This window comes from Methylomonas sp. HYX-M1, assembly GCF_040741385.1.
Classification (GTDB): domain Bacteria; phylum Pseudomonadota; class Gammaproteobacteria; order Methylococcales; family Methylomonadaceae; genus Methylomonas; species Methylomonas rhizoryzae.
The window spans coordinates 543,775-563,649 of sequence record NZ_CP160405.1; the positions used below are offsets into that span (position 1 = coordinate 543,775).

13 protein-coding genes and 4 tRNA genes are annotated in these 19,875 nt (G+C 50.6%); all 17 read left to right on the plus strand.

The genetic code is table 11. The features are described from left to right. Positions 1 to 15 precede the first annotated feature (15 nt). The 17 genes from AB0A83_RS02460 (at position 16) to rpoC (ending at position 19,804) form a co-directional block, all read left to right on the plus strand. A complete protein-coding gene (locus AB0A83_RS02460) occupies positions 16 to 1,113 on the plus strand; it encodes an efflux RND transporter periplasmic adaptor subunit (RefSeq protein WP_150046422.1) in 1,098 nt (365 codons plus the stop codon). Then, entirely contained in the window at positions 1,110 to 4,379 is a 3,270-nt protein-coding gene (locus tag AB0A83_RS02465) for an efflux RND transporter permease subunit (protein WP_367155339.1), read from the plus strand. The genes AB0A83_RS02460 and AB0A83_RS02465 overlap by 4 nt, the downstream gene beginning before the upstream one ends. A 266-nt stretch (positions 4,380 to 4,645) precedes the next feature. Next, positions 4,646 to 5,695: a glyceraldehyde 3-phosphate dehydrogenase NAD-binding domain-containing protein gene (locus tag AB0A83_RS02470; protein ID WP_150046426.1), complete on the plus strand. Its 1,050-nt coding sequence runs from the start codon at positions 4,646 to 4,648 to the stop codon at positions 5,693 to 5,695. A gap of 143 nt (positions 5,696 to 5,838) precedes the next feature. Beyond that, entirely contained in the window at positions 5,839 to 6,375 is a 537-nt protein-coding gene (locus AB0A83_RS02475) for a hypothetical protein (protein WP_150046428.1), read from the plus strand. 113 nt (positions 6,376 to 6,488) lie between these two features. Further along, positions 6,489 to 6,573, plus strand: a tRNA-Tyr gene (locus tag AB0A83_RS02480). A gap of 17 nt (positions 6,574 to 6,590) precedes the next feature. After that, a tRNA-Gly gene (locus AB0A83_RS02485) sits at positions 6,591 to 6,664 on the plus strand. Between the two features lie 20 nt (positions 6,665 to 6,684). Further along, positions 6,685 to 6,760, plus strand: a tRNA-Thr gene (locus tag AB0A83_RS02490). A gap of 35 nt (positions 6,761 to 6,795) precedes the next feature. Then, on the plus strand, positions 6,796 to 7,986 hold the full coding sequence (tuf, locus tag AB0A83_RS02495; protein WP_150046429.1) for an elongation factor Tu: 1,191 nt from the start codon (positions 6,796 to 6,798) through the stop codon (positions 7,984 to 7,986). Positions 7,987 to 8,006: 20 nt separating this feature from the next. Beyond that, positions 8,007 to 8,082 (plus strand) — tRNA-Trp (locus tag AB0A83_RS02500). A 25-nt stretch (positions 8,083 to 8,107) separates the two neighbouring features. Beyond that, a complete protein-coding gene (secE, locus tag AB0A83_RS02505; protein WP_150046431.1) occupies positions 8,108 to 8,485 on the plus strand; it encodes a preprotein translocase subunit SecE in 378 nt (125 codons plus the stop codon). A 3-nt stretch (positions 8,486 to 8,488) separates the two neighbouring features. Then, complete coding sequence (gene nusG / locus AB0A83_RS02510) at positions 8,489 to 9,022, plus strand: transcription termination/antitermination protein NusG (protein WP_150046433.1); 534 nt, start codon at positions 8,489 to 8,491, stop codon at positions 9,020 to 9,022. A gap of 99 nt (positions 9,023 to 9,121) precedes the next feature. Further along, complete coding sequence (rplK, locus tag AB0A83_RS02515; protein ID WP_150046435.1) at positions 9,122 to 9,553, plus strand: 50S ribosomal protein L11; 432 nt, start codon at positions 9,122 to 9,124, stop codon at positions 9,551 to 9,553. Further along, on the plus strand, positions 9,553 to 10,248 hold the full coding sequence (gene rplA / locus AB0A83_RS02520) for a 50S ribosomal protein L1 (protein ID WP_367155340.1): 696 nt from the start codon (positions 9,553 to 9,555) through the stop codon (positions 10,246 to 10,248). Before rplK ends, rplA begins: the two co-directional genes overlap by 1 nt. 171 nt (positions 10,249 to 10,419) lie before the next feature. Then, positions 10,420 to 10,914 (plus strand): 50S ribosomal protein L10, encoded by a 495-nt coding sequence (gene rplJ, locus AB0A83_RS02525; RefSeq protein WP_150046438.1) that lies wholly within the window; start codon positions 10,420 to 10,422, stop codon positions 10,912 to 10,914. Between the two features lie 45 nt (positions 10,915 to 10,959). Continuing rightward, positions 10,960 to 11,328: a 50S ribosomal protein L7/L12 gene (rplL, locus tag AB0A83_RS02530; protein ID WP_150046440.1), complete on the plus strand. Its 369-nt coding sequence runs from the start codon at positions 10,960 to 10,962 to the stop codon at positions 11,326 to 11,328. A gap of 125 nt (positions 11,329 to 11,453) precedes the next feature. Next, positions 11,454 to 15,530, plus strand: coding sequence for a DNA-directed RNA polymerase subunit beta (gene rpoB / locus AB0A83_RS02535; protein ID WP_150046442.1), 4,077 nt, complete (start codon positions 11,454 to 11,456; stop codon positions 15,528 to 15,530). Positions 15,531 to 15,592: 62 nt separating this feature from the next. Continuing rightward, entirely contained in the window at positions 15,593 to 19,804 is a 4,212-nt protein-coding gene (rpoC, locus tag AB0A83_RS02540) for a DNA-directed RNA polymerase subunit beta' (protein ID WP_197737404.1), read from the plus strand. Positions 19,805 to 19,875: the final 71 nt, after the last annotated feature.

Consider the following 19,875-nt stretch of genomic DNA (forward strand, 5'->3'; position numbering starts at 1 on the left):
ACCTAGGATAGCGCCATGTCTGAACACAATAGTTTCTCGCTGGAACGCAAGTGGTGGGCGCCGGCGGCGGCCGTTGCCTGCTTGTTGTTAGTCATCCTGTTCGCGTTGGGTTTTATCGGCGGGCCGGATAAAGTCGGGCCGGGGAGAACCCACCCAAGCGTCATGCCGTTACCGCCTGCGGCGCGTACCTTGAGCGTACATGCGCAAGCGGCACCCGACGCATTGGCGTGGCAGGGCAGCGTGCGCTCGCGTAGCGTGGCCAAGATCTCGGCTAAGTTGAACGCCAGGATTAGCGAGGTATTGGTGCACGCCGGCGACAGGGTAAAAAAAGGCGACGTCATCGCCCGCTTGGACGACCGCGACCTCAGAGCGGCTTATCAGGCCGCCGCCGCCGCATTGACCGCAGCCCAAGCGCAAGCCGGCCAGGCAGGGGCCGACGAAAAGCGCATGATCGATCTCTACCAAAAGCAAGCGGCAACCCGGCAAAATTACGACGCGGCCCTGGCTCAGGCCAAGGCCGCGCGCGCGCTGGCGGCGCAAGCGGCTGGCGCGGCGCAGCAAGCTAAGGTCATGCTGGGGGAAAACGTACTGTATGCGCCGTTCGCCGGGGTGGTCGGCGAGCGCCTGAAAGAGCCCGGCGACCTGGCTTTGCCGGGTGAGCCTGTAGTGTTCCTGCACAAACCCGAAGACTTGCGCTTCGAAGCCGCGATAGCCAGCCATTGTTTCGGCCAAATCCGGCTCGGACTGCCGGTAACGGTACGCATCGATGCATTGGCGCGCGAGATGTCCGGCACGGTCGACGAAATTGCGTCGGAAATCGATCCGCAAACCCACACCCGGTTGATCAAGGCCAATCTGCCGGTCGACCCGGGTTTGCAGCACGGCCAGTTCGGCTGGTTGCGGTTGGGCTGTCAAGCCGAACGGCAGGCTTTGTTGATCCCGCAATCCGCCGTATTGCACTATGGTCAATTGCAGGCCGTGCGCGTGGTCGAGGGGCAAAGTCTGCATACGCGGCACATTCGTACCGGCAAGCAATACGGTGAACAACTGGAGGTATTATCCGGTTTGCACGACGGCGAAACCATTCTGATCGACAGTGAGCCGGCGCCATGAACCAAGATCAGGCTAGCTTAAAAAAAGACAGCTTGACGGTCGCCATCGTCCGGCTTTTCACGACTTCACACCTGTCGCTGCTGTTTTTGCTGATTTCGTTGTTAGCCGGCGCCGGGGCGCTGATGCTGACGCCGCGCGAGGAAGATCCGCAAATCATCGTGCCGGTGATGGACGTATTCGTCGAATATCCCGGCGCCGGCGCCGAGGAAGTGGAAAAGCGGGTGACAACGCCGTTGGAGGTGTTGCTCAAACAGATTCAAGGAGTCGAGTACGTTTACTCGGCCTCCGGCCCGGGACAATCGGTCGTGACCGTGCGTTATCAGGTCGGGCAGAGCATAGAAGACAGTTTGATCAAGACCCGCGATAAATTGGACGCCAATCTGGATGTCATTCCCCCCGGCGTCACCCGTTGGGTGGTCAAGCCGGTGGAAATCGACGATGTGCCGATCGTATTGTTGAATCTGTCCATGCCCAAAGCCGGCGAAGATATTATGGCCATTCGCCGCATTGCCGAGGAACTGATAGAACGGCTGCGGGCGATAGACGACGTCGGTAAAAGCTGGGTGATAGGCGCCGCGCCGCGCCGTATCTCGGTGTATCCGGATCCTGCCAAGCTGCAAGCCGGCCGGGTCAGCCTACTGGAAGTCAAGCAAGCCTTGGCCTTGAGCAATGCCAACCTGCAAATCGGTAGCTTGGGCCGGGATAACCGGGAAATCGTGTTGGAAGCCGGCCCCCATTATCAAACTCCGGAACAAGTCGGCGCGACGGTATTGAAAAACGTCGACGGCCGTTTGTTGTATTTGCGCGATGTGGCTGAAATTATCGACGGTCCGGCGGATACCGATTATTACACCCGCATCGGTTTCGGTCCCGGGGTCGCCGACATGAAAATGGTTGGATACGCCGGCGGCGAATTGCCGGCGGTCGGCGAGGAAAGGCAAACGGCGACTATTGCGATTGCCAAGCGGCGCGGCAGCAACGCGGTCGGTGTCGCCGAACAGGTATTGGAATTGACCGAGCAACTGCACGGTACCCTGATTCCGGACGACGTGCTGATTACCGTCACCCGCGACTATGGCGAAACCGCCGATCATAAAGTCAACGAGTTGGTGATGCATTTGTCCATCGCCATCTTGACCATTATTGTGTTGCTGGCATTGTCGTTGGGGTTTAAGGAGTCGATGATCGTATCGTTGGCGGTGCCTATGACCTTTGCGATTACCTTGCTGCTGGATTTGATCTTCGGATACACCATCAACCGGGTGACGCTGTTCGCCTTGATTTTGTCGCTGGGCTTATTGGTCGACGACCCGATTGTCGACGTGGAAAACATCCACCGCCATTACAAGCTGCGCAAACAGCCGCCGCTGCAAGCCTTGCTGACCGCCGTGGACGAAATTCGTCCGCCCACCATTCTGGCGACGTTCGCCGTGATCATGTCCTTTGTGCCGATGTTTTTTATCACCGGCATGATGGGACCTTACATGGCGCCTATGGCGTTTAACGTACCGATTGCGATGCTGATGTCGCTGCTGATTGCTTTCACTGTAACGCCATGGGCCAGTTACCGCTTATTGAAAGGCGATTACGGTAAAGATCACGGGCCGGCCTTCGACTTGAAGAAAACCCTGGGTTACAGGACCTATAGGGCCATCCTGGCACCGCTGCTGGCCGATAAAAACAAGGCCTTGTGGTTTTTGGGGGCAGTGTTTGCCGCATTTGTGCTGTCTACGCTGATGGCGGTCACCCGGGTCGTGCCGTTGAAATTACTGCCTTTCGACAACAAAAACGAATTACAGCTGGTTATCGACATGCCGCGCGGCTCCACGTTGGAAGCTACCGACCAGGTTGCAGCGGCGTTGGGCCGCTATCTGGCGACCGTCAACGAAGTCAGCAGTTACCAAGTTTACGTTGGTTTGGCCTCGCCTATGGATTTCAACGGCATGGTACGGCATTACTATCTGCGCCAAGGCGCTTACGCCGGCGACTTGCGGATCGTGTTGGTGGATAAGACCAAGCGCGAGCAACAATCGCATGCCATCGCTTTGCGTATGCGTCCGGAGATCGACAAAATCGAAAAGCAATACGGCGCCAACATCAAAATCGTCGAGATGCCGCCCGGACCGCCGGTACTGTCCAGTGTGGTCGCCGAAATTTACGGCCCGCCGGAAGCCACTTATGCCGACATTCTGCAAGCCTCCAAACGGGTCCGCGCGGATCTGGAATCCGTCGAAGGCGTTGTGGATGTGGACGATTACGTGCAAGCGCCGCAGCAAAAACTGCAGTTTAAACTGGATCAGGACAAAGCGGCCTTATTGGGCATTAGTAGCCGGCAAGTCGCCGACAGTCTGCAATTGGCGGTACAAGGCGGCGCGGCAGGCACCCTGCATATCGGCAGCGAACGCCAACCCTTGTTGATTGAATTGCGCATTCCGCGTGCGGCGCGCGCTTCGGAGGCCGACTTGCTGGCACTGGCGGTCAAATCCGCCAATGGCGAACTGGTGCGCTTGAGCGAACTGGGCGAATTCACGCACGACATTGCCGACCAAACCATTTACCATAAAAATCTACAGCCGTTGTCCTACGTGCTGGCGGAAATGGCCGGCCGCAGCCCGGTCGAAGCGGTCTGGGACTTGGGCGACAAGCTGGAGGAAAAGCCGCTGCCGCCCGGCTACCGGGCCGAAATGGCCGGGGAAGGGGAGTGGAAAATCACCGTGGACGTATTCCGCGACTTAGGGCTTGCCTTCGCGGCGGCGATGGTGATGATCTACATCCTGCTGGTCGGCCAGACCGGCTCGCTGGGCATCCCGCTGATCATGATGATCGCCATCCCGCTGACCGTGATCGGCATCATGCCCGGCTTTTGGTTTATCAACCTGTTTGCGTCGGATGTGGGCCCATACGCCGATCCGGTGTATTTTACCGCCACCGCGATGATCGGCATGATCGCGTTGGCAGGCATCGTGGTGCGCAATTCGATCATCCTGATCGACTTCATCGAGAACATCTATCGCAGCAACCCGGAGATTTCGCTGGCCGACGCCATCGTCGAAGCCGGCGCCACTCGCTTGAGCCCGATCTTCCTGACCGCCGCCTCGGCGGTACTTGGCTCGGTGATGATCGTGCTGGACCCGATCTTTTCCGGCCTGGCCTGGAGCTTCATCTTCGGCATTATCGCCTCGACCTTATTCTCGCTGGTGGTGATACCGGTGGTGTATTTTTTGATCAATCGGGAGTTGCCGAAAGCGGCGATAGTTGAGCAGTGAGTGGTTTTGCACTATGTCCTTTATTGATTTGATTGTATGTATTTAGCGGCGAGTGCCGGTTCGACGGGATTGTAATTGCGGGGAAATGCTGCGAGATTGACTTCCTCGAACCGTTGATCTAGTCTGATTTCGCGAACTAAATCACATGTTTCTCTCCTTCCGGACTTCTCACTTCCTATGGCATGCCAATTACCTATCTTGTCCGCACTGTTTGACATTGAGCGTTTCGAGTGTTCGATCGAGGCCGTCAAGCAGGATGTCGGCTTATGAGATTACGAGTCGGAATAGTCGGTTTAGGCCGGGTAGGCGGCGGCGTTTTACGAAACAACTTTAGTCAGGCCGGCGGCGGTCGGTTCGATATACGCGTGGTCTGCGACGTGATGCCGATAGACCACGTCGCTTATTTGATCGCGCATGACAGCAGTTACGGTCGGCCGCCATTTACAGTAGATATTGACGACGACGATTTGTTGTTGGATGGAATACGGGTAAGGTATCTACGGGTTGATCGGCGCCGGAGTCCGCCCGAAAAAGATAGTTTTGGGGCATTGCGCGAGTTCGAGTTAGACGTGTTGTTCGATGCGACCGGTACTGCCACGATCAACGACTTTCGGGCCTTGATCGTCCAAAACGTGGCCAAAAAAATCCTTTGCACTTGGAATGTGGCGGGTGCCGACATTAGTGTCGTTTATGGGGTCAATCATCAGGCTTACGATCCGGCTAGGCACGACGTGATTTCGGCCAGTACCTGTACCGGTAACGCGATGGTGCCGATTTGCCATATCCTGCATAGTCATTTCGGTATGGATTATGCCCGTATTATCACGATACATCCGGTTTTGTCCGATCAAAAGGTGTTGGACGCCTACCATCCCAATTCGCAATTAGGCCGGGCTTGTGGGGTTTCTATTGTGCCGACGCCGACCAATGTCGGCAAATCGACGAGTTTGGTGATTCCGGAATTGGACGGCAAGTTGGATTCGTTGTCCTACCGGGTGCCGACGGCGGTGGTGTCGGTGATTGATTTGACCGCTACCCTTTCGACCGAAACGTCTTTAGAGGCGGTTCGCGAGCGTTTAGAGGCGTATGCTAACGGCGAGCTAAACGGGATTGTATGCTGTGAGTACGGAAGTTGGGGGCATCAGAAAGCCAGTATCGATTATCTGGGTGCGCCCTATTCGGCAATCGTGTTGATGGAGCACTTGACGCTTAGCAACAAGCGTCAACTGGGCATGGCCTTGATGCACGATAACGAATTTGCGTATTGCTGCCGGGTCTTGGATGTGTTGCAGATAATTGAAGCGAAAAACCGGTGATTTCATTGACGAAAATGTTATGAGCCGTTCTGCCGAGAGCTGCCAAATTCGCAGGGAATTGCATCCAATGCTTGAAATGTTTATCAGGCATGGTAACTTTGTCGCTCTTACCATAATAATAATTACACGAGAGGATACATTCCATGAGTGCAGACGATAACAACAAACCCGAGAACGTGAATCCAAACGAGGAAAATACGCAAGCAAGCGAATCCAATCCTAAAGAAACGATGGCTGCTGCACAAAATGCGGCGGGTAATATTCTGAAAACGCTGACCGAGCTGAAGGAAAACAATCCGAAGGTGTTCTTCGGTGGAGTCGGTGCGGTTGTCGTTGTTGTATTGTTGCTGTTCATGTCCGGCGGTTCCGATCCAAAACTGCCTGTGCATCAAGCGAAGCCTATCGTCATCGGTCAAAATTATGTGCTGAAAAGTGCGAATGCTTACGACTCGGATTCTACTGTTCGATTAGTCGCCGTACCGGGCTCTATGGCTGCCTATGACGATACCGAAGAAGACGATCGTGAGGGAGGTTGTAAACATATGCCTCAAGGCACTCCGGTTAAAGTGATTCAATCCCAAGACGCTTACGGCAAAAAGGATGTATTCGTCGAGGTCGAAATGACTACAGGCGAATGTCAAGGTAGAAGAGGCTGGGCTTTGGCCATCGACTTACAGTAGAACATTGATTGCGCTGTATATGGAGATGCGGTGAATCGATAAGTTGGGCGAAAAAAGAAATAAATTGTTTGACGGATAAAAAATATTCGTGGATAATGCTCAGATCATGTGACGGAGGGGTTCCCGAGCGGCCAAAGGGATCAGACTGTAAATCTGCCGGTTCTACCTTCGGAGGTTCGAATCCTCCCCCCTCCACCATTAATTGAATTGGATCTGCGGGTGTAGTTCAATGGTAGAACTCCAGCCTTCCAAGCTGATCACGTGGGTTCGATTCCCATCACCCGCTCCACTTTTGGCTACGGTAATGACGCTCATATAGCTCAGTAGGTAGAGCACTTCCTTGGTAAGGAAGAGGTCACCGGTTCAAATCCGGTTATGAGCTCCAGTTAAATAAATTGTCGTTCTTAGGGTGTTTAGGTAATGGCTAAAGAAAAGTTTGAAAGAAAGAAACCGCACGTAAACGTCGGCACGATTGGTCACGTAGACCATGGAAAAACCACGCTGACAGCGGCGTTGACAAAAGTCATGGCGGAAGCCAACGGCGGTGAAGTCAAAGCCTTCGATCAAATCGACAACGCACCTGAAGAACGCGCGCGCGGCATCACGATTTCCACTTCGCACGTCGAATACGAATCCACTACGCGCCACTACGCGCACGTAGACTGCCCGGGACACGCCGATTACGTCAAAAACATGATTACCGGCGCGGCGCAAATGGACGGTGCTATCCTGGTTTGTTCGGCAGCGGACGGTCCGATGCCGCAAACACGCGAACATATCTTATTGTCCCGCCAGGTTGGCGTGCCTTACATTGTCGTATTCCTGAACAAAGCGGATATGGTAGACGATGCCGAATTGATCGAATTGGTCGAAATGGAAATCCGCGAATTGTTAAATCAATACGAATTCCCGGGCGACGACACCCCGATTATCGTGGGTTCTGCGTTGAAAGCGTTGGAAGGCGACCAAAGCGAAATCGGCGTGCAATCCGTGATCAAATTGGTAGAAGCCCTGGATACATACATTCCGGAGCCTGAGCGTGCAATTGACGGCAAATTCCTGATGCCTATCGAAGACGTATTCTCGATTTCCGGCCGCGGTACAGTCGTTACCGGCCGTGTCGAGCGCGGCATTATCAAAGTCGGCGAAGAGGTTGAAATCGTCGGTATCAAGGCAACTATCAAAACCACCTGCACCGGTGTGGAAATGTTCCGCAAATTATTGGATCAGGGGCAAGCAGGCGATAACGTCGGCGTGTTGTTGCGCGGAACCAAGCGTGATGAGGTTGAGCGCGGTCAAGTGTTGGCACACGTCAACTCTATCAAGCCACACTCGCACTTTAAAGCGGAAATTTACGTCCTGTCAAAAGACGAGGGTGGTCGGCATACCCCATTCTTTAACGGTTATCGGCCACAGTTTTACTTCAGAACCACCGATGTAACGGGCGCGGTAGAATTGCCTGAAGGCGTAGAAATGGTGATGCCGGGTGACAACATTTCCGTCGAAGTGAAATTGATAGTGCCTATCGCTATGGATGAAGGCTTGCGCTTCGCGATCCGTGAAGGTGGTCGTACCGTGGGCGCGGGCGTTGTGGCTTCTATAATCGAATAACATTCTTAATTATCTGGAATAGGTCAGTAGTTCAATTGGTAGAGCAGCGGTCTCCAAAACCGCAAGTTGGGGGTTCGAGTCCCTCCTGGCCTGCCATCCGGATATATAAAAATAATAAATAATGAACGCACAAGCAGAGCAGGTCACTTCTATAGGTGATATCGTAAAATTAATAATTTGCCCTTTGCTGATTGCAGCTGGGGTTGTTGCGTTCTATCACTTTTCTGATTTTCTGCTGTTGTATCGTGTACTTGCCTTAGTATTGATTGTAGCTTTTGCGGTGGGTATTTGTTTTACCACGGCAAAAGGGCGCGCTGTTTGGCAATTTATCGGTGAGTCTAAGCAGGAAATGCGGCGCGTGGTGTGGCCTACGCGGGAAGAAACATTTAGAACGACAATATTGGTCTTTGCAATGGTATTTATTGTGGGGCTGATACTTTGGTTGCTCGATATGTTTCTGCTCTGGGCAATCCAATTGCTAATGAATCAGGGGATTTAATCCATGTCGTTGCGCTGGTATGTGGTACACGCGTACTCAAATTTTGAAAATAAAGTTAAGCAGTCCTTAGAGGAGCGCATTAAGCGGGAAGGGCTGCAAGATTATTTCGGGAAAATCCTGGTCCCAACGGAAGAAGTCGTAGAGATGAAAATGGGGCAGCAGCGTAAAAGCGAGCGCAAATTTTTTCCTGGCTACGTCTTGGTTCAAATGGAGTTAAACGACGAAACGTGGCATTTAGTTAAAAACGTGCCTAGAGTATTGGGATTTATCGGAGGGGCTACAGATAAGCCTTCGCCGATTTCGGAAAAAGAGGCGATGGCAATCCTTAATAGAGTTGAGGAAGGGGTTAATAAGCCGCGGCCTAAAACGCTATTTGAAGTCGGAGAAGTTATTAGGATAATCGACGGGCCATTTAAAGATTTCAATGGTAGCATTGAGGAAGTCAACTACGACAAAAGCCGTTTGAGAGTTTCCGTGTTGATTTTTGGTCGCTCAACGCCGGTAGAGCTGGACTTTGTTCAAGTAGAAAAAATTTAACTTGCAGGGCTAAATATCTGAATCCTTGCCATGCTCATGGCAAGGATTTTTGTTTGTATGGGGAGCTGAAAAGCGTTAGTACCCGAATAGGAGCTAAAAATGGCTAAAAAAATCGATTCATATATTAAATTGCAGGTAAAAGCAGGCGAGGCTAACCCTAGTCCTCCGGTTGGTCCTGCTTTGGGCCAACGTGGCGTCAATATCATGGAGTTCTGTAAAGCCTTCAATGCTAGAACCCAGGAAGTCGAGAAAGGTTTGCCTTTACCTGTCGTTATTACTGTTTATAGTGATAAAAGTTTTACTTTTATTACCAAAACTCCACCCGCATCTATTTTGTTGAAAAAAGCCGCAGGCATCAAGAGTGGTAGCAGTAAGCCTAACTCCAACAAAGTCGGCACCGTAACGCGGGCTCAGTTGGAAGAAATCGCCAAAACAAAAATGGAAGACTTGAATGCTGCAAATTTAGAGTCGGCAGTCAAAATTATTGCGGGCAGCGCTCGCAGTATGGGCTTGAACGTGGAGGGATTGTAATGGCTAAATTTAGTAAAAAAACGCAGGCAATTAAAGCCAAAGTGGTTAGAAGCAAACAATATTCAGTATCTGAAGCCATTGCGATATTGAAAGAATTCGCAAATGTCAAATTTGACGAGTCGATTGATGTAAGCGTCAATTTGGGCGTCGATCCAAGAAAATCCGATCAAAACGTTCGAGGTGCATCGGTATTACCCAATGGTACGGGTAAAACCGTACGTGTAGCGGTGTTTACCCAGGGGCCTAATGCCGACGCAGCAAAAGAAGCAGGCGCCGACTTAGTAGGCATGGACGACTTGGCTGAGCAAGTAAAGCGCGGCGAAATCAATTTTGACGTCGTTATTGCCTCTCCGGATGCTATGAGAGTCGTCGGCCAGTTGGGTCAAATTTTAGGTCCAAGAGGCTTAATGCCTAACCCTAAAGTGGGAACTGTAACGCCCGATGTCGCTACTGCCGTAAAGAATGCCAAATCCGGACAAGTTAGATACAGAACCGATAAAGCCGGCATCATTCATTGTTCCATTGGCAAAGTCTCTTTCGACGAGACTGCCATCAAACAAAATCTGGAATTTTTGATTACAGATTTGAAAAAAGCGAAGCCTACCGCGGCGAAAGGCGTGTATTTAAAGAAAATTTCGTTGTCGTCCACGATGGGACCTGGATTGTGGATCGATCAAACTAGCATCGAGATTTAAAAAACTTTGGGTTGCCGGCAAATCGGTAACCGTCAAAGACCGTAGGTGCGGAAGCTTAATATCCTACGTAGACGGAAGCTCGAACTAAAGGATTGGAAAGAGTACCGTGAAGGGGCATCTATTAGATGCATTTGCAGTGCTGATGAAAGTCAGACGATACAGGAGATAGATGTGGCACTCAATTTAGATGGCAAAAAAGTTGTCGTAGAGGAAGTTGCAGAAGTAGCAGGAAAAGCGCTTTCGGCGGTTGCGGCCGAATATCGAGGCTTAACCGTTTCCGAATTGACTAAATTGCGCAAAACAGCCCGGGAAACAGGCGTGTATTTGAGGGTGGTAAAAAACACACTGGCAAAACGCGCAGTGGTTGGGACCGAATTTGAATGCATGCAAGACGGTTTAACCGGGCCGCTTATTCTGGCCTTTTCGTTGGAAGATCCAGGTTGTGCGGCGCGATTGGTACACGATTTTGCAAAAGAGCATAACAAGCTGATTGCGAAAGTCGTTGCAATTAACGGTCAAGCATTTGACGGCTCCGAGTTGGAACGATTGGCGAGATTGCCGACACGCGATCAAGGTATCAGCATGCTGATGTCTGTCATGAAAGCACCGGTGGAAAAACTGGCACGCACCTTGGCTGCGATCAGAGACGAAAAAGAAGCGGCGTAAACTCACGATTAACTGATAAAGCTCAAAATATACGAGGAATTTAGAATGGCAATTTCGAAAGAAGATATCTTGGAAACAGTTGCAAACATGACTGTGATGGAAATCGTTGATTTAATATCGGCGATGGAAGAAAAATTTGGTGTATCTGCAGCTGCCGCAGTCGCTGTGGCCGCACCTGCAGCGGCTGCAGTTGTCGAAGAACAAACCGAGTTTGATGTCATTTTGACCGGTTTCGGCGAGAATAAAGTAGCAGTAATTAAAGCCGTTCGCGGTTTAACCGGTTTGGGACTGAAGGAAGCCAAGGATGCGGTAGAAGGCGCTCCGACTACTTTGAAAGAAGCTGTCAGCAAAGCTGAAGCTGAAGCTGCGAAAAAAGAACTCGAAGAAGCGGGCGCTACCTGCGAAATCAAATAAGCAATTTGTTTGCTCATCGGGCGCAAGCCCACCAAGCCGGGCTGACGGTATTTTACCGTCGGCCTTTTACTGCTTGTAAGACGGGCAGTATCAATCATCTCTGACGAAGAAGGTATAGAAGCAATATGGCCTATTCTTTTACCGAAAAAAAGCGCATTCGTAACAATTTTGGAAAAGGCAGTGAAGTTCTGGATGTGCCTTATCTGTTGGCAACGCAGATCGATTCGTATGCCAGCTTCCTGCAACTAGGCGTACAGCCGGAAAAACGAAAAAATCAAGGGTTACACGCGGCGTTTTCCAGCGTTTTTCCGGTGGTGAGTCATTCCGGGTACGCAGTGCTTGAGTACGTAAAATACCGTTTAGGGGAACCTGCTTTCGACGTAAGAGAATGCCAGCAAAGAGGCGCGACATTTTCCGCACCGTTACGGGTATTAGTTCGTTTGGTTATCTACGACAAAGATGCGCCGGCTAACACCAAAGTCGTGAAGGACATTCGCGAACAGGAAGTTTACATGGGTGAATTGCCGTTGATGACGGAGAACGGTACCTTCGTCATTAATGGCACCGAACGCGTCATCGTGTCGCAATTGCACCGTTCGCCCGGAGTGTTTTTTGATCACGACAAAGGCAAGACTCACTCATCCGGGAAATTATTGTTCAATGCACGGGTAATACCTTACCGCGGCTCATGGTTAGACTTTGAATTCGACCATAAGGATGCCGTTTATGTGCGAATAGACCGCCGTCGAAAAATTCCGGCGACCATATTGTTGCGTGCGTTGGGCTACGACAACGAAGAGATGATTAATATTTTCTTCGACACCAATAAATTTTCATTGGCCCCGAATCGTTTTATGTTTCACGTCAAACCGGAGCGCTTGCGAGGCGAGATGGCGGTATTCGATATCAAGCACGATGGGAAGGTTTTGATCGAGGAAGGGCGGCGGATTACCGCAAAACACGTACGCCAGCTTGAAAAGGCCAACGTCACCGAAATAGAAGTGCCTAAAGATTATCTTTATGGAAAAATTTTGGGACACAACGTCGTTGATAAATCGACTGGCGAATTGGTAGCAAACGTCAACGACGAATTGACCGAATCCCTGTTGCAGAAATTAATTGACAACGACGTTAAAGAAATTAATACCTTGTATGTTAATGACTTAGATCGTGGTCCGTATATTTCAAACGCCATGCGTTTGGATACCACGACGAATCGTCTGGAAGCATTAGTCGAAATCTACCGGATGATGCGTCCGGGCGAGCCGCCTACCGTAGAGTCCGCGGAAAACTTATTCGAAAATTTATTTTTCACCGACGAGCGTTACGACTTGTCCGCTGTCGGCAGAATGAAATTCAACCGTCGCTTGGGCCGTGAAGAAATCGAAGGTCAAGGCACGTTAAGCAAAGAAGACATCATTGATGTTTTAAAGGAATTGATCAAAATTCGTAACGGCAACGGAACAGTAGACGATATCGATCATTTGGGTAACCGCCGGGTACGCTCGGTTGGAGAAATGATAGAAAACCAATTCCGGATCGGTTTGGTCCGCGTTGAGCGCGCCGTGCGGGAACGCCTAACGCTTGCGGACTCCGAAGGTTTGATGCCGCAAGAAATTATCAATGCCAAACCGGTTTCGGCGGCAGTGAAGGAGTTCTTCGGTTCCAGTCAGTTATCGCAGTTCATGGACCAAAACAATCCGTTGTCTCAAGTTACTCACAAGCGCCGCGTATCTGCGCTGGGACCGGGCGGTTTAGCCAGAGAGCGGGCCGGATTCGAGGTCAGGGACGTTCATACCACTCATTACGGTCGGGTATGTCCGATTGAAACCCCGGAGGGGCCGAACATCGGTTTGATCAACTCTCTGGCCGTGTACGCGCGCACTAACGAATACGGCTTTTTAGAAACGCCGTACCGCAAAGTTGTTAACGGTGTTGTAACGGATCAAGTCGATTACATCTCTGCCATTGAAGAGGGCGAATATGTCATTGCGCAATCCAGCGTAGCGGTAGACGACAACGGCAAATTGATCGAAGGTTTGGTTTCTTGCCGTTATAAAGACGAGTTTACCTTGGCGTCTTCCGATACTGTGCAATACATGGACGTCTCTTCAAAGCAAATCGTCTCGGTCGCGGCATCGATCATTCCGTTTTTAGAGCATGATGACGCGAACCGGGCGTTGATGGGCTCCAACATGCAGCGCCAAGCGGTACCGACATTGCGTGCGGAAAAACCGCTGGTTGGCACGGGTATGGAGCGTGTTGTTGCCAAGGACTCCGGTGTAACTGTCGTTGCAACGCGCGGCGGTAGAATCGAAGCGGTCGATGCCGCCAGAATCGTGGTGCGAGTAAACGACGAAGAAACCGTTGCCGGCGTTCCGGGTGTCGATATTTACAATTTGATCAAATACACCCGTTCGAACCAAAACACCTGCATCAATCAAAAGCCGCTAGTTAAGTTGGGCGATATCGTCAACAAAGGCGATATTCTGGCGGATGGTCCGTCGACGGACTTGGGTGAGTTGGCGCTTGGGCAAAATATGCTGATCGCGTTTATGCCTTGGAACGGTTATAACTTTGAAGATTCCATTTTGGTGTCGGAACGGGTGGTGAAAGAAGATAGATTCACCACTATTCATATAGAAGAGAAAACGTGCGTCGCTCGAGAGACCAAGCATAGTCCCGAGGAGATTACCGCCGATATTCCGAACGTCAGTGAAGAAGCGCTATCGAAACTTGACGAGTCCGGCATCGTTTACGTTGGAGCGGAAGTGAAAGGCGGTGACATTCTCGTCGGTAAAGTTACCCCGAAAGGCGAGACGCAACTGACTCCGGAAGAAAAGCTGCTAAGAGCGATTTTCGGCGAAAAGGCCGCAGACGTGAAAGATACCTCGTTGCGAGTGCCTAATAACGTGCGGGGAACCGTGATCGATGTTCAGGTATTCACCCGCGACGGCGTTAAAAAAGATAAACGGGCGTTGGAGATCGAAGACGCCGAAATCAGACGTTACCGTAAAGATCTGGACGACCAATTAAAAATCGTCGAGCACGACATTTTTGCCAGGGTTAAAGCAACTCTGAAAGGTAAAAAGGCGGAAAAGGGACCGAACGGTCTGAAAAAAGGCGAAGAAATCGTTGAAGCCTATATGAACGGCTTGACGAATTCCGAACTGCTTAAAATTAGGTCTCAAGACGAAGACGTCAATGTTTATCTGGAGACGATTGCAGAACAAGTCGAGCAACAACGTAAACAATTCGACGAACGTTTCGAGCAGAAAAAGAAAAAAATCACCATGGGCGACGACTTGGCGCCGGGTGTGTTGAAAATGGTCAAAGTGTATTTGGCGGTCAAAAAGCGCATCCAGCCGGGCGATAAAATGGCGGGACGCCATGGAAACAAAGGGGTCATTTCGCAGATCGTTCCGATCGAAGATATGCCCTATACGGCCGACGGTACTACCATCGATATCGTGTTGAATCCACTGGGTGTACCCTCGCGGATGAACGTAGGGCAAGTACTGGAAACCCATTTGGGATGGGCGGCGAAAGGATTGGGTATCAAGATCGGCAAGATGTTGGAGGCGCAAGCCAAGGTGATAGAAGTTAGAGAGCTTTTGGAAAAAATTTATAACTGCAGCGGTAGAAAAGAAGATTTAGCCGGCTTGTCCGACGCCGAAATTCTAGATTTGGCATCTAATTTGACCGAAGGCGTGCCGATGGCAACACCGGTATTCGACGGCGCTTCCGAAGAAGACATTCGCAGCATGTTGAGCTTGGCCGACTTGCCTGAACATGGCCAGACCGTTTTGTACGACGGCTTGACCGGCGAAAGGTTCGAGAGGGAGGTTACTGTCGGATATATGTATATGCTGAAATTAAATCATTTGGTGGACGACAAAATGCATGCGCGTTCAACCGGGCCTTACAGTCTGGTCACGCAGCAGCCACTCGGCGGCAAAGCCCAGTTCGGCGGCCAGCGCTTCGGTGAGATGGAAGTTTGGGCATTGGAAGCATACGGTGCCGCTTATACGCTGCAAGAAATGCTGACGGTCAAATCGGACGACGTTACAGGTAGAACTCGAATGTACAAGAATATCGTCGACGGCAACCATACGATGGAAGCCGGAATGCCGGAATCATTCAACGTGTTGGTCAAAGAAATACGTTCGCTGGGAGTCAATATCGAAATGGAACAGGAATGATCCCACGCTTGGGACGACTAAACACTGGACATTATCGATTTACATAAAAAGAGGGTACGCTCTTGAAAGATTTAATGAATTTTTTGAAACGACAAAACCGCTCCGACGATTTTGACACGATAAGAATCGGTTTGGCTTCTCCTGATATGATTCGCTCATGGTCTTACGGCGAAGTCAAAAAACCGGAAACGATCAATTACAGGACCTTCAAACCGGAGCGCGATGGGTTGTTTTGCGCAAAAATCTTCGGGCCGATTAGCGATTACGAGTGCTTGTGCGGTAAATATAAACGCCTGAAACACCGTGGGGTAATTTGCGAAAAGTGCGGCGTAGAAGTTACCTTGTCAAAAGTACGTCGCGAACGGATGGGGCACATCGAATTAGCTAGCCCGGTCGCACATATCTGGTTTTTGAAATCTTTGCCTTCCAGAATCGCGCTGTTACTGGATATGACACTACGTTCCATCGAAAGAGTGTTGTATTTCGAGACGTTCGTAGTCACCGATCCGGGCATGTCGCCGTTGGAGAAAGGGCAATTATTGTCCGACGAAGAGTATATGAACGCGGTGGAAGAACACGGCGATGATTTCGTCGCAAAAATGGGCGCCGAGGCTATTTACGATTTATTGAAATCCATAGATTTAAAAGAAGAAATCAATAATTTAAGGGAGGAAATCAATTCGACTTCCTCCGATACCAAAATCAAGAAATTTTCAAAACGCTTAAAAGTCATCGATTCGTTGCTCGCCTCTAACAATCGACCGGAATGGATGATTATGCACGTTTTGCCGGTGTTGCCGCCTGAACTGCGTCCATTGGTACCCTTAGACGGGGGGCGTTTCGCGACTTCGGATTTGAACGACTTATATAGACGGGTCATCAATCGTAACAATCGCTTGACGCGGTTGTTGGATTTAAACGCCCCGGATATCATCGTTCGCAACGAAAAACGCATGCTGCAAGAAGCAGTGGATGCACTGCTGGATAATGGCCGCCGCGGCCGTGCGATTACCGGAAGCAATAGACGGCCGTTAAAATCCTTGGCGGATATGATCAAGGGCAAACAAGGGCGCTTCCGGCAAAACTTGCTCGGCAAACGGGTGGATTACTCAGGGCGCTCGGTAATCGTGGTTGGTCCGACGCTGCGGTTGCATCAATGCGGGTTGCCGAAAAAAATGGCGTTGGAATTGTTCAAGCCGTTCATCTTCAGCAAACTGCAAATGCGCGGTTTGGCAACCACCATCAAAGCGGCAAAGAAAATGGTCGAGCGCGAAGGCGCCGAAGTATGGGATATTCTCGAAGAAGTGATTAGAGAGCATCCGGTACTACTGAACCGTGCGCCAACCTTGCACAGGCTGGGTATTCAGGCGTTCGAACCGACTTTGATTGAGGGCAAGGCCATTCAGTTGCATCCTTTAGTATGTAGCGCCTTTAACGCCGATTTCGACGGAGACCAGATGGCCGTACATATTCCGTTGTCAGTGGAAGCGCAGCTGGAGGCGCGCACCCTGATGATGGCGACCAATAACATTTTGTCTCCGGCAAACGGTGAGCCGGTAATCAACCCCTCACAAGACGTGGTATTGGGTCTTTACTACATCAGCCGGGAAAAAGTTAACGCAAAAGGCGAAGGCAGCATTTTTTCCGATCTTGCCGAGGTAGGTATCGCACTAGACAACAAGGTCATTGAATTACAAAGTAAAATTGAAGTTCGAATCACCGAGAAAACAAAAAATTCCGACGGCGAACTTGAAGAGACAACCACTAGAAGAAAGACGACGGTAGGACGAGCGCTTATTTGGAACATCGTTCCGGACGGTATGCCGTTCGAGTTAGTCAACGTGGATATGACTAAGAAAAATATTTCGCGCTTGATTAACTATTGTTATCGTTATCTCGGAATCAAAGATACGGTGATTTTGGCCGACAAAATCATGTACTTGGGTTTCAAATACGCTACCCGGGCAGGCGTCTCGTTCGGTATAGAAGATATGGAAATTCCCGCTAAAAAGGCCGATATCATTCGTGCGGCCGAAGGGGAAGTCAGCGAAATTCAAAATCAATATGCGTCCGGTTTGGTTACCGACGGCGAGCGTTACAACAAGGTAGTGGATATATGGTCGCGCGCGAATGACCAAGTTGCCAAAGTGATGATGGAAGGCTTGGGTGAAGAAGATGCAATCGATTCAGCCGGTAAGACAGTCAAACAAAAGTCGTTCAACTCTATATTCATGATGGCGGAGTCGGGCGCTAGGGGTTCGGCAGCGCAAATAAGACAATTAGCGGGTATGCGTGGATTGATGGCCAAGCCGGACGGTTCAATTATCGAAACGCCTATTACCGCGAATTTCCGCGAAGGCCTGGACGTACTGCAATATTTCATCTCGACCCATGGCGCACGGAAAGGTTTGGCCGATACAGCTCTGAAAACCGCAAACTCAGGTTATCTGACGCGTCGGTTAGTCGACGTGGCGCAAGACTTAGTCATTGCAGAATATGATTGCGGAACCGAAAACGGCCTAACCATGATGCCTATCATCGAGGGAGGAGACGTCGTCGAGCCGTTAGTGGAAAGGGTATTGGGTCGGGTTGCGGCTTTGGATGTTACCGATCCGGGTAGCGATAAGGTGTTAATTCCAGCCGGTACGATGATCGATGAAAATTTGGTATCGGTCCTGGAAGAAAATGGTATCGATAAGATGGTGGTGCGTTCGGTGATTACTTGTCAATCGCGTCACGGAGTATGTGCCAAATGTTATGGCCGCGATTTGGGACGCGGGCATTTGGTGAATAGTGGAGAGGCTGTCGGTGTCGTCGCTGCACAGTCGATCGGCGAGCCCGGAACTCAATTGACCATGAGAACCTTCCATATCGGCGGTGCCGCGTCAAGGTCTGCAGCGATCAGTAATGTTCAAGTTAAGTCGGCGGGTAACGTTAAATTGAGCAATTTGAAGACTGTTAAAAACCGCGAAAACCATTTGGTCGCGGTGTCTAGATCCGGGGAAGTCGGGGTCATGGATGATTACGGACGGGAACGCGAGCGCTATAAGATTCCTTACGGTGCGGTTTTATCGATTGAGGACGGAAGCGAAGTTAAAGCTGGAGATATTATCGTTAATTGGGATCCGCACACCCATCCGGTAATCACCGAAGTGGACGGGGTCGTTCAGCTTCATGACTTTATTGACGGGGTAACCGTTCAGGAGCAATCGGATGAGGTGACAGGCTTGACCTCGCGGGTGGTTACCGATCCTAAGCAAAGGAGTTCCGCCGGTAAGGAGCTTCGCCCTATGGTGCGTTTGATCGATGAAAATGGTGGATTGATCAGTTTGCCGGGTACCGACATTCCAGCACAATATTTTTTACCGGCCGGCGCAATCGTGGGCGTAAAAGATGGTGCGGAGGTAAAAGTTGGTGACGTACTGGCTCGGATTCCGCAAGAGTCCAGTAAAACCCGCGATATTACCGGTGGCTTGCCGCGAGTAGCCGATTTGTTTGAGGCAAGAAAAACAAAAGACCCGGCTATTTTGGCAGAGGCGACCGGTATGGTTTCCTTCGGGAAGGAAACCAAAGGAAAGCAGCGCGTCATTATTACCGATGCTGACGGGGAGCAGCATGAAACCTTAATCCCTAAATGGCGGCATATTACGGTGTTTGAGGGGGAGTTTGTCGAGAAAGGGGAAACAATTGCTGAAGGCGAACTGACACCACACGATATTTTACGTTTAAGGGGCGTCGAAGAGCTCGCGGACTATCTGGTCAAGGAAATTCAAGACGTTTATCGCTTGCAAGGTGTGAAAATCAACGATAAGCATATCGAAGCGATAATCCGCCAAATGTTGCGCAAAGTAGAAATTACTGCATCCGGCGACACGGATTTTGTTAAAGGTGAGCAGGTTGAAAGGACATTGTTGAACGCAGTTAACGAGAAGGTTGAAAAAGAAGGGCGTATTCCGGCAAGTTACGAGTCGTTGCTGCTTGGTATTACTAAAGCTTCTTTAGCAACCGAATCGTTTATTTCCGCGGCCTCGTTCCAGGAGACCACTCGTGTGTTAACGGATGCGGCGGTAAGAGGGATCAGCGACAACTTGAGCGGTTTGAAAGAAAACGTCATTGTCGGACGGTTAATTCCAGCGGGGACAGGTTTGGCCTATCACGAACAGCGTCGGAAACAAAGAAAAGGCGATGCAGCAGCTGAATCGGAATCCTCTATGAGTGCTGCTGAAGCTGTCGATGTCGAGGAAGCATTAAAGCAAGCGTTGAATATTGAGTAATACGTAATAAATGCTTGACCGATGTCTAACTAAAAGGTAACATGATCAGCTTACCTGAAATAGGTTGGCAT